General features: G+C 44.6%; 25 protein-coding genes and 1 pseudogene. 16 read left to right on the top strand and 10 right to left on the bottom strand.

What is annotated here, in order from left to right:
- The first annotated feature begins 61 nt into the window (after positions 1-61).
- Entirely contained in the window at positions 62-1,030 is a 969-nt protein-coding gene (locus WA325_RS03745; protein WP_336183206.1) for an aromatic acid exporter family protein, read from the top strand.
- Positions 1,031-1,081: 51 nt separating this feature from the next.
- Positions 1,082-1,612, top strand: a complete 531-nt coding sequence (locus tag WA325_RS03740; protein ID WP_105955619.1) for a L,D-transpeptidase — start codon at positions 1,082-1,084, stop codon at positions 1,610-1,612.
- Positions 1,613-1,632: 20 nt separating this feature from the next.
- On the opposite strand, the gene prli42 is transcribed toward WA325_RS03740, so the two are convergent.
- Positions 1,633-1,725 (bottom strand): stressosome-associated protein Prli42, encoded by a 93-nt coding sequence (gene prli42, locus WA325_RS03735; protein WP_003226489.1) that lies wholly within the window; start codon positions 1,723-1,725, stop codon positions 1,633-1,635.
- Positions 1,726-1,814: 89 nt separating this feature from the next.
- On the opposite strand from prli42, the gene mce reads away from it, so the two are divergent.
- From mce to WA325_RS03720, 3 genes are read left to right on the top strand one after another with little or no spacing between them, the layout of a single operon-like run.
- A complete protein-coding gene (gene mce / locus WA325_RS03730) occupies positions 1,815-2,237 on the top strand; it encodes a methylmalonyl-CoA epimerase (RefSeq protein WP_202853858.1) in 423 nt (140 codons plus the stop codon).
- Positions 2,230-3,753: an acyl-CoA carboxylase subunit beta gene (locus WA325_RS03725; RefSeq protein ID WP_336183395.1), complete on the top strand. Its 1,524-nt coding sequence runs from the start codon at positions 2,230-2,232 to the stop codon at positions 3,751-3,753. Before mce ends, WA325_RS03725 begins: the two co-directional genes overlap by 8 nt.
- A gap of 17 nt (positions 3,754-3,770) precedes the next feature.
- A complete protein-coding gene (locus tag WA325_RS03720) occupies positions 3,771-4,886 on the top strand; it encodes a tripeptidase T (RefSeq protein ID WP_044154721.1) in 1,116 nt (371 codons plus the stop codon).
- 49 nt (positions 4,887-4,935) lie between these two features.
- On the opposite strand, the gene WA325_RS03715 is transcribed toward WA325_RS03720, so the two are convergent.
- From WA325_RS03715 to mifM, 3 genes are all read right to left on the bottom strand, one after another.
- A complete protein-coding gene (locus tag WA325_RS03715; protein ID WP_336183205.1) occupies positions 4,936-5,664 on the bottom strand; it encodes a YqjF family protein in 729 nt (242 codons plus the stop codon).
- A 128-nt stretch (positions 5,665-5,792) separates the two neighbouring features.
- Positions 5,793-6,620, bottom strand: coding sequence for a membrane protein insertase YidC (locus tag WA325_RS03710; protein ID WP_227597694.1), 828 nt, complete (start codon positions 6,618-6,620; stop codon positions 5,793-5,795).
- 29 nt (positions 6,621-6,649) lie between these two features.
- Entirely contained in the window at positions 6,650-6,937 is a 288-nt protein-coding gene (mifM, locus tag WA325_RS03705) for a membrane protein insertion/folding monitor MifM (protein ID WP_081638334.1), read from the bottom strand.
- Positions 6,938-7,009: 72 nt separating this feature from the next.
- Here mifM and WA325_RS03700 point away from each other — a divergent pair, with 72 nt between their 5' ends.
- From WA325_RS03700 to WA325_RS03690, 3 genes are all read left to right on the top strand, one after another.
- A complete protein-coding gene (locus tag WA325_RS03700) occupies positions 7,010-8,254 on the top strand; it encodes a DNA polymerase IV (protein WP_336183204.1) in 1,245 nt (414 codons plus the stop codon).
- A 109-nt stretch (positions 8,255-8,363) separates the two neighbouring features.
- On the top strand, positions 8,364-9,773 hold the full coding sequence (gndA, locus tag WA325_RS03695) for an NADP-dependent phosphogluconate dehydrogenase (protein ID WP_044154734.1): 1,410 nt from the start codon (positions 8,364-8,366) through the stop codon (positions 9,771-9,773).
- Positions 9,774-9,837: 64 nt separating this feature from the next.
- A complete protein-coding gene (locus tag WA325_RS03690) occupies positions 9,838-10,506 on the top strand; it encodes a DUF3885 domain-containing protein (protein WP_248338815.1) in 669 nt (222 codons plus the stop codon).
- A 44-nt stretch (positions 10,507-10,550) separates the two neighbouring features.
- Here the strand turns inward: WA325_RS03690 and zwf are convergent, their stop codons facing one another.
- Entirely contained in the window at positions 10,551-12,020 is a 1,470-nt protein-coding gene (gene zwf / locus WA325_RS03685; protein ID WP_010334843.1) for a glucose-6-phosphate dehydrogenase, read from the bottom strand.
- 223 nt (positions 12,021-12,243) lie between these two features.
- Here zwf and rnz point away from each other — a divergent pair, with 223 nt between their 5' ends.
- Both rnz and rpmG read left to right on the top strand, forming a co-directional pair.
- Positions 12,244-13,167 (top strand): ribonuclease Z, encoded by a 924-nt coding sequence (gene rnz, locus WA325_RS03680; protein WP_105991944.1) that lies wholly within the window; start codon positions 12,244-12,246, stop codon positions 13,165-13,167.
- 79 nt (positions 13,168-13,246) lie between these two features.
- Positions 13,247-13,396 carry a 50S ribosomal protein L33 gene (gene rpmG / locus WA325_RS03675; protein ID WP_003226511.1) on the top strand — a complete coding sequence of 50 codons (150 nt, stop codon included), beginning with the start codon at positions 13,247-13,249 and terminating at the stop codon, positions 13,394-13,396.
- A 34-nt stretch (positions 13,397-13,430) separates the two neighbouring features.
- Here the strand turns inward: rpmG and WA325_RS03670 are convergent, their stop codons facing one another.
- Together WA325_RS03670 and namA are read right to left on the bottom strand one after the other, a co-directional pair.
- The gene (locus tag WA325_RS03670) at positions 13,431-14,201 is read right to left on the bottom strand and encodes an alpha/beta fold hydrolase (protein ID WP_336183203.1); all 771 of its coding nucleotides are present in this window, start codon (positions 14,199-14,201) and stop codon (positions 13,431-13,433) included.
- A gap of 117 nt (positions 14,202-14,318) precedes the next feature.
- Positions 14,319-15,335: an NADPH dehydrogenase NamA gene (gene namA / locus WA325_RS03665; protein ID WP_336183202.1), complete on the bottom strand. Its 1,017-nt coding sequence runs from the start codon at positions 15,333-15,335 to the stop codon at positions 14,319-14,321.
- Between the two features lie 170 nt (positions 15,336-15,505).
- Here namA and WA325_RS03660 point away from each other — a divergent pair, with 170 nt between their 5' ends.
- A complete protein-coding gene (locus WA325_RS03660; protein WP_336183394.1) occupies positions 15,506-17,137 on the top strand; it encodes a M20/M25/M40 family metallo-hydrolase in 1,632 nt (543 codons plus the stop codon).
- Positions 17,138-17,182: 45 nt separating this feature from the next.
- On the opposite strand, the gene proC is transcribed toward WA325_RS03660, so the two are convergent.
- Entirely contained in the window at positions 17,183-18,019 is an 837-nt protein-coding gene (proC, locus tag WA325_RS03655) for a pyrroline-5-carboxylate reductase (RefSeq protein WP_257987517.1), read from the bottom strand.
- Between the two features lie 402 nt (positions 18,020-18,421).
- Between proC and WA325_RS03650 the strand changes: the two genes are divergently transcribed.
- The 5 genes and pseudogenes from WA325_RS03650 (at position 18,422) to WA325_RS03630 (ending at position 22,996) form a co-directional block, all read left to right on the top strand.
- Positions 18,422-19,381, top strand: coding sequence for an MBL fold metallo-hydrolase (locus WA325_RS03650; RefSeq protein WP_336183201.1), 960 nt, complete (start codon positions 18,422-18,424; stop codon positions 19,379-19,381).
- A 5-nt stretch (positions 19,382-19,386) separates the two neighbouring features.
- Positions 19,387-20,166 carry an SDR family NAD(P)-dependent oxidoreductase gene (locus WA325_RS03645; protein WP_105954889.1) on the top strand — a complete coding sequence of 260 codons (780 nt, stop codon included), beginning with the start codon at positions 19,387-19,389 and terminating at the stop codon, positions 20,164-20,166.
- 91 nt (positions 20,167-20,257) lie between these two features.
- Entirely contained in the window at positions 20,258-21,616 is a 1,359-nt protein-coding gene (dsdA, locus tag WA325_RS03640) for a D-serine ammonia-lyase (protein WP_185848855.1), read from the top strand.
- Positions 21,617-21,691: 75 nt separating this feature from the next.
- Entirely contained in the window at positions 21,692-22,651 is a 960-nt protein-coding gene (gene coaA / locus WA325_RS03635) for a type I pantothenate kinase (RefSeq protein WP_024121956.1), read from the top strand.
- A gap of 5 nt (positions 22,652-22,656) precedes the next feature.
- A pseudogene (locus tag WA325_RS03630) lies at positions 22,657-22,996 on the top strand (VOC family protein).
- Here the strand turns inward: WA325_RS03630 and WA325_RS03625 are convergent.
- Positions 22,993-23,154 (bottom strand): hypothetical protein, encoded by a 162-nt coding sequence (locus tag WA325_RS03625; protein ID WP_024121954.1) that lies wholly within the window; start codon positions 23,152-23,154, stop codon positions 22,993-22,995. The pseudogene WA325_RS03630 and the gene WA325_RS03625 overlap by 4 nt on opposite strands.
- A 53-nt stretch (positions 23,155-23,207) precedes the next feature.
- Positions 23,208-24,437, bottom strand: a complete 1,230-nt coding sequence (locus WA325_RS03620; RefSeq protein WP_336183200.1) for an MDR family MFS transporter — start codon at positions 24,435-24,437, stop codon at positions 23,208-23,210.
- Positions 24,438-24,838 lie beyond the last annotated feature (401 nt).

The following is a 24,838-nucleotide window of genomic DNA, read 5'->3' as shown; positions in this document are numbered from 1 at the left end:
AAAAGGAGAAGGCTTGTGCTTCTTCTTTTTTGTTGAAGAAACAAATAGAATGGAGTCCGACATGTTTAAAATTGGTTACCGCACAATAAAGACCGCACTTGGAACAGCTCTGGCTATTTATATAAGCCAGCTATTGCATTTGCAAAACTTCGCATCAGCAGGAATCATCACCATTTTGTGCATACAAATCACACAAAAACGGTCGCTTCAAGCGTCATGGGCCCGATTTGCAGCATGCTGTCTGGCAATTCTCTTTTCCTATCTCTTTTTCGAACTGATTGGTTATCATCCGTTTGTCATTGGATTGCTTTTGCTGATTTTCATCCCGACAACAGTTGTATTAAAAATCAACGAAGGTATCGTCACCAGCTCTGTTATTATCCTTCATCTGTATATGTCCGGCGGCATTACGCCCCAATTCATCTGGAATGAAGTCCAGTTAATTACGGTGGGAATCGGCGTCGCTCTTTTCATGAATCTGTATATGCCGAGCCTTGACCGGAAGCTGATTGCCTATCGAAAAAAGATAGAGGACAATTTTGCTGTCATTTTCGCAGAAATCGAACGGTATTTGTTAACTGGTGAGCAAGATTGGACAGGAAAAGAAATTCCGGAAACACACCAGTTAATCACTGAAGCCAAAAACCTGGCGTACCGAGATGTACAAAACCACATACTGCGCCACGAAAATCAGCACTATCATTATTTTAAAATGAGAGAAAAACAATTTGAAATCTTCGAGCGCCTTCTTCCTAAAGTGACATCCATCTCCATTACGGTGGATCAGGGAAAAATGATTGCTGAATTTCTTCGCGATCTGCGGGAAGCAATTCACCCGGGGAATACAGCCTACAAATTTTTGAAAAGACTTGCTGACATGAGAAAAGAATTCGAAGAGATGCCGCTTCCTGCGACAAGAGAAGAATTTGAAGCGAGAGCCGCACTCTTTCATCTTCTTGGGGAAATGGAGCAATATTTAGTGATCAAAAGTTATTTCAAAGGAATCAAACAAGAAAAATCGCTCGCTTAACTCGCATGAGCTCATCCTACATTGGTCAACCTAATGGAAAAGGAGGAGCTTATGCGTTTTTTCTTATGTTCAATATTGATGATTATTTCTCCGATATGGCCTCTTGGCGAAAATCCTCTTCCGGGTGACCCGTATGTCATCGTCAACAAGAAAACAAATGAACTTGCTGTCATTATCGACAACAAAATTGAAGGCGTTTATCGTGTGGCAACCGGAAAGTCGGATGATCTGACGCCTGAGGGAGAATTTTCGATTACAGTAAAAGCGGCGAATCCTTATTACAGAAAGAAAAATATTGAAGGCGGAGCTTCTGAGAATCCGCTTGGGGCAAGATGGATTGGGTTTGATGCGAGAGGGACAGACGGCCGGATCTACGGTATTCACGGGACAAACCGGGAAGAATCTATCGGTCAATTTGTATCTAACGGCTGTATACGTATGCATAACGATGAAGTTATCCATCTGTTTCAAGAGATTCCGGTGGGGACGAGAGTGCTGATCACGAAAGACTCCCGGTCTTTTGAGGAGATTGCCATTGAGCATAAAGCCCTGATAAAAAAGCAGGATGTTCCCGTTCAATAAGGCCGCCTGCTTTTTTATCATTATAAAAACATAACGATTCCTGAGAGTACTGTTGAAAGAATAAAAACTCCCAAAATCACGATTAAAACGCTTTTCATCAGTTTTTGAGACATGGTTTCACTCCTTAGACAATCTGATTATATTTTAACGTGTTTTGTATGGGCGGACAAGCGATATCTATTGCCGGAAAGCAGGGATGAAAATGACCGGACTTGACCATATTGGGATTGCCGTTTATTCCATAAAAAAAGCCAGAGCTTTTTATGAAGATGTATTGGGATTAACGTTTCTTCATCAAGAAACGGTTGAAGAGCAAAAGGTGATCATTGCTCTGTTCCAAGCGGGGGGCGTTTATTTGGAGCTGATCGAGCCGTTAACGCCTGACAGCCCTGTCCGTACATTTTTAGATAAAAAAGGAGAGGGGCTGCACCATGTTGCGTTTTTATGCAATGGCTTAACAGATCAGCTTCAAGCATTATCAAACCGGCAAATTGATGTAATAAACAGGCAGCCGAGACAGGGAGCAAACGGGAAACAGATCGCGTTTATTTCTCCGCGGGAAACAAATGGCGTGCTTGTAGAGCTCTGTGAACCGAAAGGAGATCAAGACATTGAACATGAATGAACATATCGGTCATCTATACAACAGGCGCAGGCAGGCGGAAGAAGGCGGAGGACATGCAAAGCAGGCTGAGCAGCGGAAAAAGGGAAAGCTCACAGCGCGGGCAAGGATCGCCTATCTCCTGGATGAGGATAGTTTTATCGAATTATATCCCTTCATGGAGAGCCGAAGCTTAACAAGAGAGCAGCGTATATTGGGAGATGGAGTCGTGACGGGCTACGGGACGATTGACGGCCGCTCTGTATATGTGTTTGCGCAGGATTTTACCGTATTCGGCGGGGCGCTTGGCGAAACCCATGCGAAAAAAATCACCTCTCTGATGGATCTTGCAGCAAAAAATAAAGCACCGATTATCGGGCTGAACGACTCAGGTGGTGCGAGAATTCAAGAGGGTGTGGTATCATTAGATGGATACGGTCACATATTTTACCGAAACGTCTTATATTCCGGAGTCATTCCGCAAATCTCGGTTATATTAGGGCCGTGCGCTGGAGGCGCTGTGTACTCTCCGGCACTTACTGATTTTATCTTTATGGCAGAACAGACGGGCCGAATGTTTATTACCGGTCCGAAGGTCATTGAAAAAGTAACAGGAGAACAGGTTGATGCGGAGAGCTTAGGAGGAGCGGGAATACATAATGCCGTCAGCGGAAATGCCCACTTTTCCGGAAAAACGGAAGAGGAGGTTCTGGCAGGAGTGAAGAAGCTGCTGTCTTATTTGCCGCTCGACAAACAGATATCACTACCTTCATCTGTGGATGAGGCCTCCAGCTCGTTAATAAACCGCCTCGTGCCGGCTGACAGCACAAAGCCGTATGATGTTCGGGCGGTGATTCAGGAATTGGCTGATCCGCAGTCTTTTTTTGAGATTCAGCCGTATTTTGCGAAAAATATAGTCATCGGATTTGCAAAGCTTGGCCAAAAAACGATCGGAATTGTGGCAAACCAGCCGAAACATTTAGCAGGAAGCCTGACGATTGACGCGGCTGATAAAGCAGCGAGATTTATCCGGTTTTGTGACGCCTTTGACATCCCGCTGTTAACTGTCGAAGATGTTCCGGGGTTTTTGCCCGGCATTCAGCAGGAGCATAACGGCATTATCAGACACGGAGCCAAATTGCTGTTTGCTTATGCAGAAGCGACGGTCCCAAAAGTAACGCTCATTATCAGAAAAGCGTATGGCGGGTCGTATGTCGCCATGAACAGCAAATCCATCGGAGCGGATCTCGTGTTTGCTTGGCCAAATGCCGAAATCGCAGTGATGGGTGCTGAAGGTGCGGCATCTATTTTGTATGACAAGGATATTGAAGCGTCAGCTGACCCGCAAAAGACAAAACGCGAAAAAACAGCTGAATACAAAAAACAAAACGCCAGCCCTTACAAAGCGGCGGCATGCGGAATGGTCGATGACATCATTTTGCCGGAAGAATCAAGGAAAAGACTCATCCAAGCTTTTCACATGCTTGCACATAAGACAGAAGAGAGACCGAAAAAAAAGCACGGTAACATACCGCTTTAACATGGAGGGATTTACAAATGGTGAATGAAAAACGCCTGCTGGAAGAATTTTTAGAGCTTGTACAAATCGATTCAGAAACGAAGCACGAGGCTGAAATCTGCAAAGTGCTGAAACAGAAATTTTCTGATTTAGGTGTAGACGTAAAAGAAGACGATACAATGGATATCACTGGCCACGGAGCCGGAAACCTGATCTGCACATTAAAAGGGACGAAAAAGACAGATACAATTTATTTTACATCTCATATGGACACAGTCGTACCCGGAAACGGCGTAAAACCGGTTGTTGAGGACGGATATGTCAAAACAGACGGCACAACGATTTTAGGCGCCGATGACAAAGCCGGATTGGCTGCCATGTTTGAAGCAATTAAAGTGCTCAAAGAAGAAAACATTGAGCACGGCACGATTGAATTCATCATCACTGTAGGTGAAGAATCAGGTCTTATCGGGGCAAAGGCGCTTGACCGTTCCATGATGACAGCTTCCTACGGTTATGCTCTTGATTCAGACGGAAAAGTCGGCAATATCATTGTTGCGGCACCGACTCAGGCGAAGGTAAGAGCGGCGATTTACGGTAAAACCGCACACGCCGGAGTTGAACCAGAAAAAGGTATATCAGCGATTACAATCGCAAGTAAGGCGATTTCAAAAATGCCATTGGGCCGCATCGATGAAGAAACAACAGCAAACATCGGCCGATTTGAAGGCGGCACGCAAACGAACATTGTGTGCGATGAAGTGCATATTCTCGCTGAAGCGCGTTCTTTAGTTCCTGAAAAAATGGAAGCGCAGGTTCAAAAAATGAAAGCTGCTTTTGAAGAGGCGGCAGCTGATATGGGCGGACGTGCAGAAGTTGAAATCGAAGTCATGTATCCAGGGTTTAAATATCAAGATGGCGACCAGGTCGTTGAAATCGCGAAAAAAGCGGCTGCGAAAATCGGACGTACAAGCGAGCTGCAAACGAGCGGCGGCGGAAGCGACGCAAACGTAATCGCAGGCCATGGCATCCCAACGGTCAATCTTGCTGTCGGGTATGAGCAAATTCATACGAAGAACGAAAAAATGCCGATTGAAGAGCTGGTGAAAACAGCAGAAATGGTTGTTGCCATTATTGAAGAAGCAGCAAAATAATGAAGAAAAACCCGAGTGCGGATCTTGCATTCGGGTTTTTTTCTGACAGTCAGCGCCATTGTCGAAGCGGCCAAAATAACACGTCTTGTTTTTTGGCATAATGAAGCAGCGGTTCTGAGTCTGGTAAAGTGATTTCGTGAGCATCAGCCACTGTATTGACTGAAAACTGGGCCTCGGCTCTTTGAAGAAGCCAAGGATGATGGTGAATGTCCTCATAATAGAGCTTGTCACGATGGGCAGTGTAGAGTCTGTAGCGCTCCGTCAGCCAGTAATCAAGCGAATCCTCTTGCGCTGTAAAAGGCGCAGAGAGCGGCCGGTACTTGGCGCCGAATTCTGCTTTTCCGGCGTCTCTCCGTTTGCTTCTATATTCCATATCATTCCCATTTTTTTCGGCTTTCATATCGGCGTAAAAATAAGGCAAATGAAAGAAAGTCCGTGCACCTTGAACTGCCAGCCGATGATCAGCATCTAAGCTGAAGAAATAAATGCCCGGCTTGCCTTTATAGGTAACATAAGTGCGCAGGTTAAGCTCTGGAAAGGACTGGGCTCCGGGAATAGGAGGGAGAAAACGCGCGCGAAGGTTTGTGAGCATAAAGGGAAGCACGCTGACCCAAGCTTGTCCGTTATATGTATCTATGTCCAATAGCGGCGGAATCTTAGCTCGAAGGGTAAAGTAATTAACCGGCCAATGAGCAAATAAGACATCATTCCATGTTTGTTTCATGATCCAAATTCCCTCAGGCACAGAAATATTTTTTTGCTGAGACTGTTCCGTCACGACACCAGCTCCTTTCATTTGGATGTGAGTAAAAGGTATTCCCGATTTTCTTCTTTTTAGACGAATGCAGGTTCTAAAACGTGATGGAAATAAAAAAACAACTCCGAACAAAAGTCGGAGTTGTTTTTCTATTTCACCGGCTCTGTAAGAGCGGCTGTTTTTTTATGTTTATGGTGTGTCATCTGAAGTACGACGTTTTGCACTGTCAAGAACAGGCCGCTGGTGAACCAGTACAGCGGAAGGGCTGCAGGAACATTAAGCGAGAAAATCGTCATCATCACAGGGAAGATAAACACCATTAGTTTTGCAGATTGCTGCGCTGCCGGATTTTGCGGGACAGCGGAATATTTCGCGCTCAGTTTTTGAGCGACATAGGCTTGGACAAAATACATGATCCCTGCACTAAGGGACATGAGAATATCAGATTGCCCTAAACTGAACCACAGAAACGAGTGTGACGCAATTTCAGGTGTTGAGCGAATCGCGTAATAAAGCCCAATCATAATCGGAGACTGAATCAGCATTGGAAGACAGCCCATCGCAAGCGGGTTGATATTATGCTCCTGATACAGCTTCATCATTTCCATTTGGAGTTCTTTCTGTTTTTCCGGGTCCTTTGTCTTTTTGATTTTGGCTTGAATGCTGTCTACTTGCGGTTTAATGACTGCCATTTTTTCTTGGAACACACGCTGTTTTTTAAACTGATTGACAAACAAAGGCAGTACCGCAACGCGCACAATAACGGTTACAAGTATGATAGACAACCCGTATTCTCCGTGAAACAGTCCGGCAACGCCTTTCAGCAGCGAGGAAAACGGCTCAATTAAATAGTCGTGGAAAAAACCGACGTTACCGAGACCTCCCACCTGATTTGTTGCAGCAAAAGCTGCGTTGCCCGAGCATAATACGATCAAAAAGGCCCCTAAAGCCAAAAGTTTCTGATATGTTTTTAACAATTTGTTCTCCTCCTTTTTATAAATGCGGTTTATAAAAGAAGGGAACTGACGTCTTCATCATCATTCACAGGTGAATTCATGCGGAAGACTTTACGTATCCAAGTTGTAATGCGATGATATATAATAATAAGAAAGTCTGTTCGGTTTATTCGAAAGACCGTCTGATGTTCATCTGTTCGTTTTGATTTCCACTGCTCGCCGGCACGGCACTCTCGCAAGAGAAAGGCAATCCCGATGGCGGTCAGAGCCGGAAGAATAATTGTGAAAAAATCGACTAAGAATAAAACGTCATTTATCGATTCCACAAACATTGTAATCACATCCATTCAATACCTTCATTTTACTATATGTACAAGCCGTTGTCTAATGAACGGAAAGGAGATATGTTTATGCCGGGGAAGGGCCGAATTATTTTCCATATTGATATGAACAGTTTCTATGCATCGGTGGAAATGGCATATGACCCGTCTCTCCGAGGAAAGCCGGTTGCAGTTGCCGGAAACGTCAAAGAACGCAAAGGCATCGTCGTCACATGCAGCTACGAAGCAAGGGCGCACGGCGTGAAAACAACCATGCCGGTTTGGGAAGCAAAGCGCAACTGTCCTGAGCTCATCGTCCTTCCGCCGAACTTTGACCGCTACAGAAGCTCTTCAAGAGCGATGTTTAGCATCCTCCGTGAATATACAGATTTGGTGGAGCCTGTATCCATCGACGAAGGCTATATGGATATGACGGATACACCATACAGCCGCAATGCCTATGAGACGGCAAAAGAAATACAAAGCAGACTGCAGAAAGAGCTGCTGCTTCCGTCAAGCATCGGAATTGCCCCTAATAAATTTCTCGCTAAAATGGCATCCGATATGAAAAAACCGCTTGGGATCACCATCCTGAGAAAAAGAGAAGTGCCTGATATCCTTTGGCCTCTCCCAGTTGGAGAAATGCATGGCGTAGGCAAAAAGACGGCGGAAAAACTGAACGGGCTCAGTATTGATACGATTGGAGATTTAGCAGCCGCTGACGAACACTCGCTAAAACGGCTGCTCGGCATCAACGGGCCCCGTCTAAAAAATAAAGCGAACGGCATTCACCATGCTCCTGTTGATCCGGAGCGCATTTATGAATTTAAAAGCGTAGGCAATTCATCCACACTTTCTCATGATTCTGCCGATGAGGATGAGCTGTTAGCTGTTTTTCGCAAACTGTCCGCATCAGTTAGCGACCGTTTGCAGCGTAAGGAAGTAATGGCTTCAAAGCTGTTTATTATGATCAGATATGCGGACTGGAAAACCATTACGAGAAGCATCACACTGAAGAATCCGATAGATCAAAAAAACGAAATATATAATGAAGCAGAACATCTCTTCTTTAAGCATTGGAACAAAAACCCCATCAGGCTGCTCGGCATTACCGGAACGGATTTGGTAGAAAAAGAGCAGGCCTATAAGCAGCTCGATTTGTTCAGCTTTACAGAGGATGCGAAGGATGAACCGATTCAGCAGATGATGGAAAAACTGAATGAAAAGTACGGCTCCAAGCTGATCAGAAAAGGTGCAAAGGTTAAAAAAGACGAGAGCAAAACGAGCGGAACAAGCTTTAATAAAGATTTTTTTCAAGATGAAAAGAAAAGCTGAATGTCTTGAAATAAGGGGGTGAAGTATGGTAATTTCAATAGTATAAATATCATTTTATTTTAATGTAAATTTTAAAATGGTTAAACGTTTGCAGAAGGGACGTTAGAATATGTCAAAACAACAAATCGGAGTTATCGGACTTGCGGTAATGGGTAAAAATCTGGCTTTAAATATTGAAAGCCGAGGATTTTCTGTTTCTGTTTACAACAGATCAAGCAGCAAAACCGAGGAATTTTTGCAGGAGGCTAAAGGCAAAAACGTTGTTGGCACCTACAGCATTGAAGAATTTGTTCAATCCTTGGAAACACCGCGCAAAATTTTGTTAATGGTTAAAGCGGGAACTGCTACAGATGCGACAATTCAATCTCTTCTTCCTCACTTAGAGAAGGACGATATTTTAATTGACGGCGGAAATACATATTATAAAGATACACAGCGCCGAAACAAAGAGCTTGCTGAAAGCGGCATTCATTTTATCGGCACAGGTGTTTCAGGCGGAGAAGAAGGAGCGCTTAAAGGGCCTTCTATCATGCCTGGCGGACAAAAAGAAGCTCATGAACTTGTGAAGCCAATTCTTGAAGCGATTTCTGCAAAAGTTGACGGTGAAGCGTGTACGACATATATCGGTCCGGACGGTGCCGGCCATTATGTGAAAATGGTGCACAACGGTATTGAATACGGGGATATGCAGCTGATCTCTGAATCTTATTTCATCCTGAAGCAGGTACTCGGCCTTTCAGCTGATGAGCTTCATGAAGTATTTGCTGAATGGAATAAAGGCGAGCTTGACAGCTATCTGATCGAAATTACTGCTGATATCTTCACGAAAAAAGATGAAGAAACAGGCAAACCGCTTGTTGATGTGATTCTTGATAAAGCGGGTCAAAAAGGAACAGGAAAATGGACAAGTCAAAGTGCACTTGACTTAGGTGTTCCGCTTCCGATTATCACTGAATCTGTATTCGCACGTTTTATTTCAGCGATGAAGGATGAGCGTGTGAAAGCAAGCGGCCTTCTTTCAGGGCCTGAAGTGAAGCCTGTTACAGAAAATAAAGAAGAGCTGATCGAAGCAGTCAGAAAAGCGCTGTTCATGAGCAAAATCTGTTCTTACGCCCAAGGATTTGCCCAAATGAAAGCAGCTTCTGAAGAATACAACTGGGATCTCAATTACGGTGAAATCGCTATGATCTTCCGCGGCGGCTGCATCATCCGTGCGGCATTCCTGCAGAAAATCAAAGAAGCTTACGACCGTGATCCTGAGCTTGATAACCTGCTGCTTGACAGCCACTTCAAGAACATTGCAGAAAGCTACCAAGGAGCGCTTCGCCAAGTGATTTCACTTGCAGTTGCCCAAGGTGTGCCGGTACCTTCATTCTCAAGCGCACTAGCTTATTATGATAGCTATCGCACAGCCGTGCTGCCTGCAAACTTAATTCAAGCGCAGCGTGACTACTTCGGTGCCCATACTTATGAGCGCACAGACAAAGACGGTGTCTTCCATACTGAATGGATGAAATAATGATGTGGAAATCCCGCAGCCTGACAGCTGCGGGATTTTTTTGAAATAGAGTGCCGACGAAAGGATGTATATTTTGCCTGTAAATGAGTATCTACTTGAAAATTTCCCTGGTTTACGACTTATGCCTCCTTTGTTTTATAACTGGCAGATTGGAATTCGGTTTGAAATAGGTGTAGGGTATAATGTAAACGATGCCTATCTACACAGCCCTTATTTAAATAACGCATATAAGAGAGCTGTCACTTTATTTAAGTCTCTACATGCCGAAGATGATGATATATTTGTTATAGCTGATGCTGTTGGTTTTGAAGGGAGAAGGGGATATAAGAGCAAATTGCATATTTTCTCACGGTACATTCGAGAAAAAGCTGTGTTGAAAAAACTGCAGCACATTGCTGTTCCTTATACTTGTTCTGATGATTATGATGATAAAACGCATAGATTTTTTCTTAGATGCAAAGCTGGTGATATAAGATATATTCCAATGCTGAGAGCAATATGTAATCAAGATATGGGGATAAAACCAAGCATTTCTCAAAAAATTTACTTTATCAATATAAAAAAGAGAACCATTTTTTATCTTTATGATGATCGAGGCTGCGATATTTTAGCTGCTACAGCTGAAACAATACGGGATATGTATGAAACATATAACAGTTGGATATTAGATTACGACAGAGAGAGAATCAATCGTCTTTTTGAGCCGCTTAGAGGCAGAAAGCTTGATACATAAATAAAAGGCTGAAAATGCTTTACAAGCACTTTCAGCCTTTTTCTTTATATATTCCACCAATGCAAGCCGTCTTTCGCCAAAAGATCATCTGATTCTTTTGGACCCATAGAACCTGCTTCGTAGTTTGGCGATAGGGTTTTGTTGGCTGCCCATGTTTCAGAAATGGAATCGACAAAGCTCCAAGAAAGGGCAACTTCATCCCAGTGTGCGAAGTTCGTCGCATCTCCGAGAAGACAGTCGTGAATCAATTTTTCATATGCTTCAGGAGTGTTCAGCTCGTCATTGCAATTGCTGCAGTAATCCAGTTTGATTGGCTGCGCGTGTGCTGCTCCTCCGAGTTTTTTAGCGTTTAAGTAAAGTGTAATGCCTTCGTCAGGCTGAATATGAATGACGAGTAAGTTCGGATTCATGTTGTTTTCATTGCCGTAGTACAGGTTCATCGGAATGTCCTTAAATTGAACGACAATTTTTGTAGACTTTTCTTTCATTCGTTTTCCGGTACGAATGTAGAATGGAACACCAGCCCATCTGAAGTTGTCGATCAGAAGCTTTCCAGAAACAAAGGTTTCTGTATTTGAGTCAGGAGCGACGTTATCCTCATCTGTATAAGCAGGGACTGGCAGACCATCAATTTCACCGGCTTGATATTGTCCGCGCACAAAATACTCATCCACTTCGTCTTTTGCAATAGGGCGGAGGGCTCTAAGCACCTTCACTTTTTCGCTGCGGATTTCTTCTGTGTTCAGTTTAATCGGCGGCTCCATTGCGAGAAGCGCAACCATTTGCATAATATGGTTTTGGACCATGTCGCGAAGGGCGCCTGATTTTTCGTAATATCTAGCACGGTCTTCAACACCAAGTGATTCGCTTGATGTGATTTGGATATTTGAGATGTAGCGGTTTGTCCATAGCGGTTCGAAAATCGCATTGGCAAATCGAATGACCTCAATATTCTGTACCATTTGTTTTCCTAAATAGTGATCGATTCTGTAAATTTGATCTTCTGTAAATGCTTCGCGAATTTCTTGATTTAATGCTTGCGCGCTCGGCAAGTCATGGCCGAACGGCTTTTCAATCACAAGGCGGGACCAGCCTGTAGTTGCTGTAACACCTTCTGATTTTAATGTCTTTGCAATTGTCCCAAAGAATTCTGGGGCCATTGCCAAGTAGAACATTCTGTTGTTCGGGATTTGATATGTATCTTCCAGCTGGTTGAGCAGCACGTTAAGCTCTTGATAAGAACCAGGGTTTGTCACGTCAAACGGGTGATAATAGAAATGAGACGTGAAATCATCTATATGTTTATCAGCAGCTGAGGAAATAGATGTTTTGACGGTTTGGCGAAGATCCTCATTGGACCAGGGTCTTCTTCCGACTCCTACAACTGCAAACTCTTCTCCGATTTGTCCGTTTTTATATAAACGGTGAATGGACGGATAGAGTTTTCGTTTTGCTAAATCTCCCGTTGCACCGAATATGACAATTACTGCTTTTGGTTGTTGGTTTGTTTTCACTAAAAGTACCTCACTTTATTCGAAGCTTTATTTTAGTACCCCGCATATTTCCTTCATTTTAAATCTAAAATTCAACGAAAGCAAACATTTAAGACCTTTTTTTGCAGAATGGCGCAAAAATATTTCTAGAACGAAAGGATTGCCCGAATCAGAGGCAAGATTCACATTTTACGCATGATCCTGTATTCTTGTAGGTAACTAGTTCTAGTAGGAGGAAGGAAATGTGGAATTACTTTTTTTAGGGACGGGAGCCGGAATTCCCGCTAAGTCGAGAAACGTGACGTCGATCGCATTAAAACTGCTTGAAGAAAGGCGATCTGTATGGCTGTTTGACTGCGGGGAAGCCACACAGCATCAAATTTTACATACATCGATTAAACCTCGAAAAATAGAAAAAATCTTCATTACTCACATGCACGGCGATCATGTATACGGTCTTCCAGGGCTTCTTGGCAGCCGTTCTTTTCAGGGCGGTGAGGACGAGCTGACGGTTTACGGACCGAAAGGCATCAAGGCGTTTATTGAAACAAGTCTTGCCGTCACGAAAACTCACCTAACATATCCGCTTGTGATACAAGAGATTGAAGAGGGAGCGGTATTTGAGGACGATCAGTTTATCGTCACAGCTGTATCCGCGATTCATGGTGTAGAGGCCTTCGGGTACCGCGTACAGGAAAAAGATGTGCCTGGTTCTTTAAAGGCGGCGTTATTAAAGGAAATGAATATTCCGCCGGGACCTGTATATTCGAAAATGAAAAAAGGTGAAACTGTGACACTTGAAGACGGACGCATCATAAACGGGAAGGATTTTCTGGAGCCTCCTAAAAAGGGGAGAGCTGTCGTGTTTTCCGGGGATACGAGAGTGAGCGATAAGATAAAAGAGCTTGCACGGGACTGTGATGTGCTTGTGCATGAAGCCACCTTTGCTAAGGATGATGTGAAACTTGCTTTTGATTATTTTCACAGTACAACAGAACAAGCAGCTGTAATTGCCAAAGAAGCTGGGGCGAAGCAGCTCATTTTAACTCATATCAGCGCGAGATATCAGGGAGAGGCTTCTTTAGAGCTCCAAAAAGAAGCGGCAGCCGTTTTTCCGAACAGCATCACAGCGTATGATTTCTTAGAGGTTCAAGTTCCGAGAGGCTGAGAAAGAGATGGAGTTTGACAATCTGTTGTTAAGCTGTATAATAAAACGTAACCATTACGTTTTATAAGGAGATGTTAACATGAGAGTAAATGTTACTTTGGCTTGCACTGAAACAGGAGACAGAAACTACATCACAACCAAAAATAAACGCACAAATCCTGATCGTTTAGAGCTGAAAAAATACTCACCGCGGTTAAAGAAATATACCCTTCATCGCGAAACAAAATAACAAAAACCCCGGCTGCATTAGCCGGGGTTTTTGTTTAATTGACTGCCTGGTATATCGGGGCGGCCTGCTGGCAGGCCGCGCACCAAACATCATAAATCGCCAGATGGACGATATGAGGTTCATCATGATGAATGTTATGTGAGCTGTTTTTAGCTTGTATCCAGCCGCTTTGATCGGATAAAGACAAAATGCTGCTATGCAGGTTTCTCCAGTCCTCTTCACCGGAGGCGAATTTCTCAGTGCGTTCACCTGATGACAGTACAATAAGCGGCATGTTCCCTAAATGGACTTGCTGCTGTTTGAACTGCCGCAGACTTTTCGAAAAGTCTGCATGTGTCTCCTCGAGCATCATCTGTTTTCTGTATGCTGTATGCATTTCTTCAGGAATAAATGTAAAGCCGCCATTGCCGTAATCTCCTAAAGCGGGATCAAGGAGCACCATGCCGATAATATCCTGTCGGTTTTTACAGGCCCATAAACTGCTGATAACCGATCCGTATGAATGTGAAACAGCCAGATAAGGGGGTCTTATACCTGCTGTCTTAAGCAAGCTTTCTAATTCTCTCACCTTTTGGTCGGCTGTTCGTTCTGCTTTGCTTTGTCCGCTTTTCCCAATGCCCGCTCTATCATATGTGAATATGCCAAATTCGTCATCAATGTCCGCTGTTAGTGGTTTCCACGTCTCTGAAGAAGTGCCGTAGCCGGCTTCAAAGACAATGGTTACTCCGCTAAATCCTTTTCGGTGTTTTGTATGAAATTCACAACCGTCAACCGTATAGGTCCTTTCGATCCATGCTGCATTCATTGGAGTCATCTCCTCTAATTGGTTCTACTAGGGAGACGGAGAACGTCAGCTGATCGTTTCTCCAAAAATAAAAAAAGAGATATCCGGCGGCGGAGCCGCGGATATCTCGGGTCAAGATTACCAGCCTCTTTCGTATTGAACAGGGGCTTGAATGTCTGTATTCAGCTGTTTTGCGGCAGTTCTTGCAAAGTAAGGATCGCGTAATAGCTCTCTGCCGATAAAGATGAGGTCTGCACGGTTATTTTGAAGAATTTCTTCAGCCATTGAACCATTTGTAATCATCCCGACAGCTCCAGTCGCCATGTCAGCCAGTTCGCGGATTTTCTCGGCGAAGCTGACCTGATAGCCAGGGAATACGTTAATGTCTGCCTGAACAAGGGCACCTGAGCTGCAGTCAATTAAGTCAACGCCCTGCTCCTTCATCCATTTTGCAAAACCGATATGATCAGCGATGTCTAAGCCTTTGTCTGTATAGTCAGAAGCCGATACACGGACAAATAAAGGACCGTCCCACACTTGTTTGACTTCATCAATGATTTCTCTTAAGAAACGGTAGCGGTTTTCTGGTGAGCCGCCGTATTCATCTGTGCGATGGTTAGAAAGCGGAGATAAAAATTCATGAATTAAGTAACCGTGTGCTGCATGGATCTCAATCACATCAAAACCTGCTTCTTTTGCACGGGCAGCCGCTTGTTTGAACTCCTGCACGGTTTCTTTCACTTTTTCAGTTGTCATTTCAACCGGCGTGCTTGATTGCTCGTCAAACGCGATCGCAGACGGAGCGAAAATATCTCCTTCAAGCTCTGCTTTACGTCCTGCGTGGGCAAGCTGAATTCCGATTTTTGAGCCTTGCGCTTTTACCTGCTCAGTCAGCTTTGCGAAACCTTCGATATGCTCGTCGCACCATATCCCTAAATCTTGGTCTGTGATTCGTCCTTGAGGATTTACCGCTGATGCTTCCACAATAATCAATCCGACCTGGCCGACTGCGCGCGTTATGTAGTGAGCCATGTGGAACGGCTGTAATTTTCCGTCCTTTTCGTGAGAAGAGTACATGCACATTGGTGACATCACAATGCGGTTTTTTAATGTTACATCTTTAATTGTAATAGGTGTGAATAATTTTCTGGCCATTTCTTTCGCCTCCCGTAAGGTTTTTAGAGATTGATTATAACAAGTCATTTCTTTCACGTCATATAAACTGCTCAAACGATCCGAATTTGTCAAATATTTCTGTATAATAGACAGGGAATCATTTTATTTTTTAGGATCGAAGCGTTTTTATACATAGGAGGGCGGAAATGATGAATTGGCAGACTAAGGATGATTTGCTTACCCTTTTAACTTCTCTTGTCCAGTACGAAAGTGTCACCGGTTCGAAAGGGGAGGCCGCACTTGCAGAATATCTTTATTATCTTTTAAAGGACAAGCCTTATTTTCAAAATAACCCTGATCATGTAACACTCCATCCGATGGAAGACGGCAGAACGTTTTTGACAGCGCTTGTCAAAAAGAAAGATGTCAAACAGGCGGTGCTCTTGCTGAGTCATTTTGACGTCGTGGACATAGAGGACTACGGAGAATTCAAACATATGGCTTGTAAGCCGGCTGAGCTTTTGAACTCCTTTTTAGAGAAAAAAGAGTTGCTTCCTAAACGTGTGAGAACAGACGCGGAAAGCGGCGACTGGCTGTTCGGGAGAGGCACGATGGATATGAAAGCGGGGCTGGCTGTTCAGCTGTCGATGCTTGAGCGGGCAATGAATGGTCATTTTGATGGGAATGTGCTTTTGATTACGGTTCCTGATGAGGAAGTGAATTCAAGGGGAATGATCGAAGCCGTTCCTGCGCTGAAAGAAATGGAGAAAAAATATCATCTTACATACACTGCTTGTTTGAATAGCGAACCGATGTTTGAAAAGTTTCCGGGCGACCAGCAGCAATATGTGTATTCAGGAAGCATCGGCAAGGTTCTCGCAGGGTTTTTCTGCAAAGGGATAGAGACGCATGTCGGAGAGCCGTTTTCCGGTTTAAATGCAAATTTAATGGTTTCTGAGATCAACCGTCTGCTGGAACTGAACGTGAATTACTGCGAAATGGCTGACGGGGAAGTCACCCCGCCGCCGGTAAACTTAATGCAAAAGGACTTGAAGGAGGCATATTCCGTCCAAACACCGCATACGGCCGTTACCTTATTTAATGTACTGACAATGAAGCGTTCTGCGAGTGAGCTGCATAACATGCTGCGGAGAACCGCAGAGCAGGCGGCAGAGAAGATTTCAAACCATATTCAGCAAAAAACACGTGATTTCCAGAAGTTTGAGCCATTTCATCCAATTGAACGAACTGTCTCTGTTTTTACATTTGATGAGCTGCTTGCACGTGCGAAAAGGCGTGTCGGAAGCTCGGAAACAGAACGGGTGCTGAATTTCACTTATGCAAACAGGGGAGATCTTGGAGACAGGGATTTTTCGACTAGAATTGTATCTGATCTCGCAGCGCTGTGTAAGGAAGATGCGCCGCTCATCGTTCTCTTTTACAGCCCTCCATTTTATCCGGCAGTGTCATCAAAGAACGATCAGATAATCAAGAATACTGCTGGCAAGCTCATTCAATATGCAGCTGACAGGTACGGCATTGCTTTACGGGAGGTTCAGTATTTCCCAGGACTCTCGGATTTGAGCTATCTTCAGCTGGAAAAACAGGAGGTTGGTGCATACACAAGCAATATGCCGCTCTTTAACAGAGGATATTCACTTCCCAGCAGTAAAGACAAGGCGCTGTATGTCCCGGTATTAAATGTCGGCCCGGCTGGAAAAGACCCGCACAAATGGACAGAAAGACTGTATGTGCCTTATTCCTTTGAGGTGCTTCCCGACTTGCTTTCCTTTACAATCTCTGCATTATTAAAACAATCAGAAGCTGCCAGCCAGCCTTAAGATAAAAGAAGACAGAAAGCGCTTTGCCTTCTGTCTTCTTTTTTTCTATAAATGCTTCTCTAAGGCGGCTCCGGCAAATTGCTCTTTGATTTCAGCGCTTCGTTTGGCTGTTTCTTCAATACAATGAATGATCGCTTCTTCAAAGCGGGCTTCCGTTAAAGCGCGAAGGCCTGCCTCTGTTGTTCCCCCTGGGCTCGTAATCTCCCTTCGCAGCTGTGCGGGCTGTTTTCCGCTTTGACGAAGCATGTCTGTTGCGCCTGCCATTGTCTGCAGGATCAGTTTTTTAGCCGTTTCCTCATCTAAACCGACCTTTTGCGCCGCTTTTTCCATCGCTTCGATATAGCGATACAGGTAAGCGGGACCGCTGCCTGCTATCGCGGTAACGGCATCAAGGTGCTGCTCCTCAACCAATGTGGCGTCACCGATGGTTTCTAGCAATGCTGTAGCCGCCGTGATATCGTCTTGGCTTGCTTCAGCGCTTACGGAAAATCCGGTTGCTGATTTTCTGATGGCAGCTGAAGTATTCGGCATCACCCGTATGACAGCAAGCTTTCTGCCGAAATAATGCTGAATGGTTTCGATGGTTAGGCCTGCAAGCACAGAAATGACAAGCTGATCCTTCATGTAAGAACGAATGCTGTCAATGCTCTCTGCCGCATCCTTAGGCTTAAAAGCGAGAACGACGATATCTGTTTGTGTGAAAAACTCGCTCTTATCCCTGCATGGACGCACGCCGTACATTTCCTTTAATTCATTGAGTCTCTCTTCGTTTGACCTGTTTGTGATATAAATATTTTCAGGTTTTGTAATGCCGCTTTGCAAAAAGCCGTTGATCATTGCTTCAGCCATGGACCCGGCGCCGACAAATCCTATCTTTTTCATGGATATCCTCCTTCTATCAGAACAACAAAAAACCTTTTCATCACGTAAAGGACGAAAAGGTTCGCGGTACCACCCTCATTAGCACAACTTGTGCTCAGCTCAAATCCCGTAACGCGGGAAACGTTTAGGTTTTCCTAACCGCGACTTGAGGGCAGGTTCTACAAACAAGCGGGCCGCGATACCTTTCAGCCTGGGGATATCGCTCTCTCTGGCCATTGCCTGTATACTATTCCTCGTCATAGCGTTCCAATGGTTCTCATTTTAGTTGTTGTTCATTATGCAATGGGGGATAAGCTAATGTCAATAGCTTTTTCAAAAAGGGACATTCTCATACGGCAATAATGACACAAGACCGGGAAAAAGCTAAAATATGAGTAATGAATGAAGACAAGGAGCAAAAGAATGACAACTGCAGATATCATTCCGATTCGCGTCCCGACACCGTTTGCCGTCGGTGATGTCATCGTTTACTTAGTAAAAGGTGACGCGCTGACACTGATCGATGCCGGACCGAACACTAAAGAAGCAGCTGAAGTCCTAAAAGAGCAGCTTGCTAGTATACGTATAGAAATGTCAGATATTGAGCAGATCGTGCTGACTCACCATCACGCGGATCATGCGGGGTTGCTTGATGTTTTTTCTGATGATATTAAAGTGATTGGACATCCGTTTAACGAACCATATATCAGTAGAGACAAGGCATTTATGGAGTGGCAAAAACATTTTTTTCAAAAGCTGCTGCCTGAGTTAGGCGTTCCATTTGATGATGTGAAAGCAGAAAGGCTCATCCGGTCGGCGTACGCATTTTCCTGTACAAGATCCTTGACCCAAACGGTTACGGAAGGGATGAAAATTGACGGGATGGGTGACTGGACTGTTCTGGAAATGCCCGGACATGCAGAGTCGCATATTGTTCTCTTACATGAAAAGACCGGAAGAATGCTTGGCGGTGATTTGCTGCTGGCGAACAGCTCGTCTAACCCGATTCTTGAAGCGCCAAAAACGGGAGAAAAAAGATCGGAGCCTTTACTGGATTATCAGCGGTCGTTGCGGAGGCTGTCTGAACTTGCCCCGAACACAGTGTTTCCCGGTCATGGCGAGACGATTGGCAATGTACGAGCACTGATCAAGAAGCGGTTTGACAAGCAGAGCAGCCGAACCGAGGATGTGCGTCATATACTGTCGGAAAAACCGCTTACCGCTTTTCAGGTCTGTCAGCAGCTCTTTCCTGCCGTTTATGCAAAAGAGTTGTTTTTAACGATGTCAGAAACGGTTGGGCATCTTGATATATTGGCAGCCGAAGCAGGCATCACGTCATATTGGGATGGAAAAACCGCATACTTTAGAGCAATAGAGAGGTGAACAGGGTGAAAAATATAGCTGGCAAGCGTATTTGGATTACAGGTGCTTCAGGAGGGCTTGGTGAAAGAATCGCTTATTTATGTGCGGCTGAAGGAGCCCATGTTTTGCTGTCGGCAAGACGTGAGGATCGTTTGAAGGAAATCAAAAGAAAAATGACCGAGGAATGGAGCGGACAGTGTGATATTTTCCCTCTGGATGTCTCCCGTCTTGAAGATATCACCCTCGTCCGTGATCAGATCGGTCCGGTTGATGTGCTGATCAATAATGCAGGCTTCGGTATTTTTGAAACGGTTTTAGACTCTACACTTGATGAGATGAAATCAATGTTTGATGTCAATGTTTTCGGTCTGATCGCCTGTACAAAAGCTGTTCTTCCGCATATGCTTGAGCAAAAAAGCGGCCATATCATCAATATTGCCTCTCAAGCAGGGAAAATTGCCACGCCGAAATCCAGCCTTTATTCAGCGACAAAACATGCTGTGCTCGGCTATTCAAACGCTTTGCGTATGGAGCTGGCGGGCACGGGCGTCCATGTGACGACAGTCAATCCAGGACCGATTCAGACTGACTTTTTTTCTATTGCTGACAAAGGCGGAGACTATGCCAAAAATGTCGAACGCTGGATGCTTGACCCAGATGATGTGGCAGCACAAATCGCGTCTGCCATTATGACGAACAAACGTGAAATCAACCTTCCTCGTTTGATGAATGCCGGCACAAAGCTATATCAGCTGTTTCCAGCCCTTGTGGAAAAGCTGGCTGGACGGGTGTTCATGAAAAAATAAGCATGGAACTGCCTGTGTGAGGCGCCTTTGGTGTGTTTGCAGGCAGTTTTTTATAAACATATACATTTGTTAAAGGAAGGAGAAATGGCTGATGTCGATAAATCAAGAAACTTTGCGTAATCTGATAAAAGATCCATTTATTCAGAAATTGATTGATGCACGACCGGTATTCTGGGCTAATCCCGGCAAGAAAGAGGGGATGGTTCTACAAGCGGCTGAGTGGGAAAGCGAGATAGCCGAGGCGGACAAAAGACTTCGGCGGTTTGCTCCTTATATTGCCGAGGCGTTTCCGGAAACAAAAGCTGCCGAAGGGATGATTGAATCGCCGCTTTTTGAAATACGCCATATGAAAAAGAAGCTGGAGGAAGTGTATGGCGCAACGTTTCCGGGGAGATGGCTTTTAAAGTGCGATCATGAGCTTCCGATTTCGGGATCGATTAAAGCACGCGGCGGTATTTATGAAGTGCTGAAACATGCGGAGGAGCTTGCGCTTCAAGAAGGAATGCTTAAGGAAACAGATGATTACCGCATCTTGCACGAAGAGCGGTTCACTTCATTTTTCTCACGCTATTCCATTGCTGTCGGCTCAACAGGCAATCTTGGTTTAAGCATCGGCATCATTGGCGCCAAACTAGGTTTTCGAGTGACGGTGCATATGTCCTCCGACGCTAAACAGTGGAAGAAGGATTTACTTCGCAAAAAGGGCGTCACCGTAATCGAGTACGAATCAGATTACAGTGAAGCGGTTAAAGAAGGACGGCGGCAGGCGGAACAAGATCCATTCTGTTATTTTATTGATGATGAACATTCCCGCCAGCTGTTCCTAGGATATGCGGTAGCGGCCAGTCGTTTAAAAACACAGCTCAGCTTTATGGATATCGAGCCTGGTCCTGAAACACCGCTGTTTGTGTATTTGCCTTGCGGAGTCGGCGGAGGGCCGGGCGGTGTGGCATTTGGACTGAAGCTATTGTATGGAAACCATGTCCATGTATTTTTCGGGGAGCCTACCCATTCACCGTCTATGCTCTTAGGTCTATATTCCGGCCTGCATGACCAGATCTCTGTGCAGGATATCGGCTTGGATAATGTAACGGCTGCTGACGGGCTTGCCGTAGGGCGTCCGTCAGGATTTGTCGGCAATCTGATAGAACCTTTGCTGAGCGGCTGTTATACAATTGAAGACGAAACGCTGTATACCTTGCTTCATTTGCTGGCTTTATCTGAAAATAAGCATTTAGAGCCGTCTGCGCTTGCCGGCATGTTCGGGCCTGTTCAGCTGTTTTTATCGGAAACCGGGAAACACGACATGTCTGAAAATGATCTGCGTCTCAGCATGAAAAATGCCGTACATGTTGTCTGGGGAACGGGAGGCAGTATGGTTCCGAAAGAAGAAATGGCTGCATATAACCGAATCGGTGCTGACTTGTTAAAAGGTAAATTGAAAAAATAAGCAGACAGTAGGAATGTTTTCCGTTACAATCTTTGTAAGCGTTTGTTTAAAGCTACAGAGAGTCAGGTGTAAACAGTGAAAAATAAAGAGCTTAATTTACATACTTTATATACACAGCACAGCCGGCAGTCTTGGTCAGGATTTGGGGGCCATTTGTCGATTGCTGTTTCTGAAGAAGAGGCAAAAGCTGTTGAAGGGCTGAATGATCATCTATCCGTAGAGGAAGTGGAGACGATCTATATTCCGCTTGTTCGCCTGCTTCATTTGCATGTCAAGTCGGCTGCCGAACGAAATAAGCATGTGAATGTTTTTTTGAAGCACCCTCATTCAGCCAAAATTCCGTTTATCATCGGCATTGCCGGCAGTGTTGCAGTCGGGAAAAGCACGACAGCGCGGATTTTGCAGAAGCTGCTTTCGCGTTTGCCGGATCGCCCCAAGGTCAGCCTGATCACGACAGACGGCTTTTTATTTCCTACAGCTGAGCTGAAGAAGAAAAACTTGCTGTCAAGAAAAGGATTTCCTGAAAGCTATGATGTGAAAGCGCTCCTCGAATTTTTGAATGACGTAAAGTCAGGAAAAGAAAGAGTAAAGGCCCCGGTATATTCTCATTTAACCTATGACCGCGAGGAAGGTGTGTTCGAGGTTGTAGAACAGGCTGATATCGTGATCATCGAAGGGATTAATGTTCTTCAATCGCCGACCTTGGAGGATGACCGGGAAAATCCCCGCATCTTTGTTTCCGATTTCTTTGATTTTTCAATTTACGTCGATGCGGACGAAAGCCGGATTCTTACCTGGTATTTAGAGCGTTTCCGCCTTCTTCGGGAAACAGCCTTTCAAAATCCTGACTCGTATTTTCATAAATTTAAAGACCTGTCTGACCAGGAGGCTGACGAGATGGCAACCTCGATTTGGGAGAGTGTCAACCGCCCTAATTTATATGAAAATATTTTGCCGACTAAATTCAGGTCAGATTTAATATTGCGAAAGGGAGACCGGCATAAGGTAGAAGAAGTGTTAGTCAGAAGGGTGTGATCATTATGCACCATATTGAACTGTATGTCTCCGGTTTGGAAGCGGCTATAAAGAGTTTCAAAAATGGAGTTCCGGCATCAGCTGGAAGAATGATCACTTTTACTTTGTGATTGTTCAGGCAAAAGAAGAATGTCTAGAGCCGAAATATCACAGGTGCCGTGTCGGCCTGAACCATCTCGCGTTTCATGCTGAAATCAAGCTTCAAGTCGACCTGATGACTGAAAAACTGTTGGCAAAAGGCTGTACCGAGACCGGCATCCTTTTGCCGGAGGAGACGGGCATTATGCAGTCTATTGTGAGGACCCTGACCGGATCAAGGTAGAGCTCGTTGCCCCAAGCGGTTAATCGTTTTGGTCTTCGGACATGCTGTTAAGCTTTTTTTCGATTCGGTCCAGCTGTGCTTTACGGTTTTTCGCATATGTAGAGCCGATCACAGCCGCCGAGATAACAGCGGCAAACATGAAAAATACGATCAGCTGAAACATGATATCACCTATATTCATATTTCATCACCTCGTTTTTGCGGGAGAGAGCGATTCTCTCCCGTCTTCTTGTGTTAAAGCGGCTTCCCCAGTTCGGATTGCTGCTCAGTAATTCCCGCTTTCATCCTCCGATAGGCAAACACTAAAAACGGCAGGCCAAGCAGGGTGATGCCGCTAAGGACAGAAAAAATGGAACTTGGATGCCCGGCACCAAATGCATCTATACATAAGCCGCCGGCCCAAGGGCCAATCACATTCCCAAACTGCGAAAAGCCGATCGCTCCGAAATACGTTCCTTTTAATCCGGGTTTTGCAATCTGGTCTACAAACAAATCCATCATACAGAATAAGAGCACTTCTCCAATTGTAAATGCAATCACAATGATAACAAGTGAAGAAACCCCGTGTGACATGGTAAGGATCATCATGCTGGCGCTGATCATGATATTGCCGAGCATCAGGGAGCAAAGCGGCGAAAACCGTTTACCAAGGTGGACGATGGGAAACTGTGTTGCCAAAACAACAATTGCGTTTAATGTCAGCATCAAGCCGTACAATTTTGTCCCATTTTCGATAAAAGGATTTTGCGCCATATATTGCGGGAATGTAGAGCTGAACTGCGAATAGCCGAAGCTGCATAGTGTAATGCCGATAAGAGCAACTGTAAAAAGACGATCCTTTTGCGTTACCATAAACGCTTCCCGTACATTCATATTTCTGGATTGTTCTAATGTCGCGGGTGGATGCTTTTTAAATTGGATGGCAAGGATGACACCGTATATCCCATAAATCACCGCGGGCACCAAAAAAGGAGCGGTAGATTGTGATGAACCAAAGTACAGACCGAGCACAGGGCCGAAGACAACGCCGATATTAATGGCTGCATACCGTAAATTAAAAACCAGCAATCTTGTTTTTTCTTCTGTCATATCTGACAGCAAAGCTTTTGAAGCAGGTTCAAACAGTGATTTACAAAGTCCGTTTAACGCATTTACCACAAAAAATACCCAGAGGTGAGAAGCGGCCGCAAACCCTGCAAACACCAGCATCCAGCCGAAAATGGATACAAGCATCATGTTCTTTCTGCCGAATTTGTCCGAGATATATCCGCCATAAAAGCTTGCAATGATACCGACTGATGAGCTCGCCGCAATGACAAGCCCCGCGTAGGACGCTGATGCGCCTTGGACAGCTGTTAAATAAATCGCTAAAAACGGAATGCTCATCGATGTTGCCATCCTGCCAAAAATGGATCCGATAATAATTGTCCAGCTGATTGGGTGGATATCTTTCCATGTCTTCATGTCTATTGTTCTCTCCTGTTAGTAAGATCTTTTTCTATCATACATGAAAAAATTTCCTTATCCAACGGAGGATTAAATATTTTTACTTACCGGTTTATATGGGATTGTATTACACTATGTGTGCGCAGGATGACCTTTGTTTTTGAATGGTTCATGTTTCACGTTGACGGTGGCGTTTACGCCGTTGAAGCGGAGGTTGAAGTACGCGGATTTTTGTCTGGCGCTTATATCTCACCATGAAAGTGCAATTCTCATTGAGCAGAAATGCCTGGCCAGTTTAAAGACATCAGGAATGCGGGAGAAGCAAACGGATTTCCGTTTAAAGACGTTGACCCATCAGGCTCTAGCTCATATCGTCAAATGCTGAGTGAGTAAAGTTTATTGATGGGCTTGAGCGTCCT

The sequence above is a fragment of the Bacillus sp. 205(2023) genome (assembly GCF_037027485.1).
Lineage (GTDB): Bacteria > Bacillota > Bacilli > Bacillales > Bacillaceae > Bacillus > Bacillus halotolerans.
This window is presented reverse-complemented; position numbering and strand designations above follow the sequence as displayed.

Excerpts from the sequence above, each read along its gene's own strand:
- WA325_RS03745 (WP_336183206.1), top strand. The coding sequence starts at position 62 with ATGTTTAAAATTGGTTACCGCACAATAAAGACCGCACTTGGAACAGCT.
- WA325_RS03740 (WP_105955619.1), top strand. The coding sequence starts at position 1,082 with ATGCGTTTTTTCTTATGTTCAATATTGATGATTATTTCTCCGATATGG.
- prli42 (WP_003226489.1), bottom strand. The coding sequence starts at position 1,725 with ATGTCTCAAAAACTGATGAAAAGCGTTTTAATCGTGATTTTGGGAGTT.
- mce (WP_202853858.1), top strand. The coding sequence starts at position 1,815 with ATGACCGGACTTGACCATATTGGGATTGCCGTTTATTCCATAAAAAAA.
- WA325_RS03725 (WP_336183395.1), top strand. The coding sequence starts at position 2,230 with ATGAATGAACATATCGGTCATCTATACAACAGGCGCAGGCAGGCGGAA.
- WA325_RS03720 (WP_044154721.1), top strand. The coding sequence starts at position 3,771 with ATGGTGAATGAAAAACGCCTGCTGGAAGAATTTTTAGAGCTTGTACAA.
- WA325_RS03700 (WP_336183204.1), top strand. The coding sequence starts at position 7,010 with ATGCCGGGGAAGGGCCGAATTATTTTCCATATTGATATGAACAGTTTC.
- gndA (WP_044154734.1), top strand. The coding sequence starts at position 8,364 with ATGTCAAAACAACAAATCGGAGTTATCGGACTTGCGGTAATGGGTAAA.
- WA325_RS03690 (WP_248338815.1), top strand. The coding sequence starts at position 9,838 with ATGTATATTTTGCCTGTAAATGAGTATCTACTTGAAAATTTCCCTGGT.
- rpmG (WP_003226511.1), top strand. The coding sequence starts at position 13,247 with ATGAGAGTAAATGTTACTTTGGCTTGCACTGAAACAGGAGACAGAAAC.
- WA325_RS03670 (WP_336183203.1), bottom strand. The coding sequence starts at position 14,201 with ATGAATGCAGCATGGATCGAAAGGACCTATACGGTTGACGGTTGTGAA.
- namA (WP_336183202.1), bottom strand. The coding sequence starts at position 15,335 with ATGGCCAGAAAATTATTCACACCTATTACAATTAAAGATGTAACATTA.
- WA325_RS03660 (WP_336183394.1), top strand. The coding sequence starts at position 15,506 with ATGAATTGGCAGACTAAGGATGATTTGCTTACCCTTTTAACTTCTCTT.
- proC (WP_257987517.1), bottom strand. The coding sequence starts at position 18,019 with ATGAAAAAGATAGGATTTGTCGGCGCCGGGTCCATGGCTGAAGCAATG.
- WA325_RS03650 (WP_336183201.1), top strand. The coding sequence starts at position 18,422 with ATGACAACTGCAGATATCATTCCGATTCGCGTCCCGACACCGTTTGCC.
- dsdA (WP_185848855.1), top strand. The coding sequence starts at position 20,258 with ATGTCGATAAATCAAGAAACTTTGCGTAATCTGATAAAAGATCCATTT.
- WA325_RS03625 (WP_024121954.1), bottom strand. The coding sequence starts at position 23,154 with ATGAATATAGGTGATATCATGTTTCAGCTGATCGTATTTTTCATGTTT.
- WA325_RS03620 (WP_336183200.1), bottom strand. The coding sequence starts at position 24,437 with ATGAAGACATGGAAAGATATCCACCCAATCAGCTGGACAATTATTATC.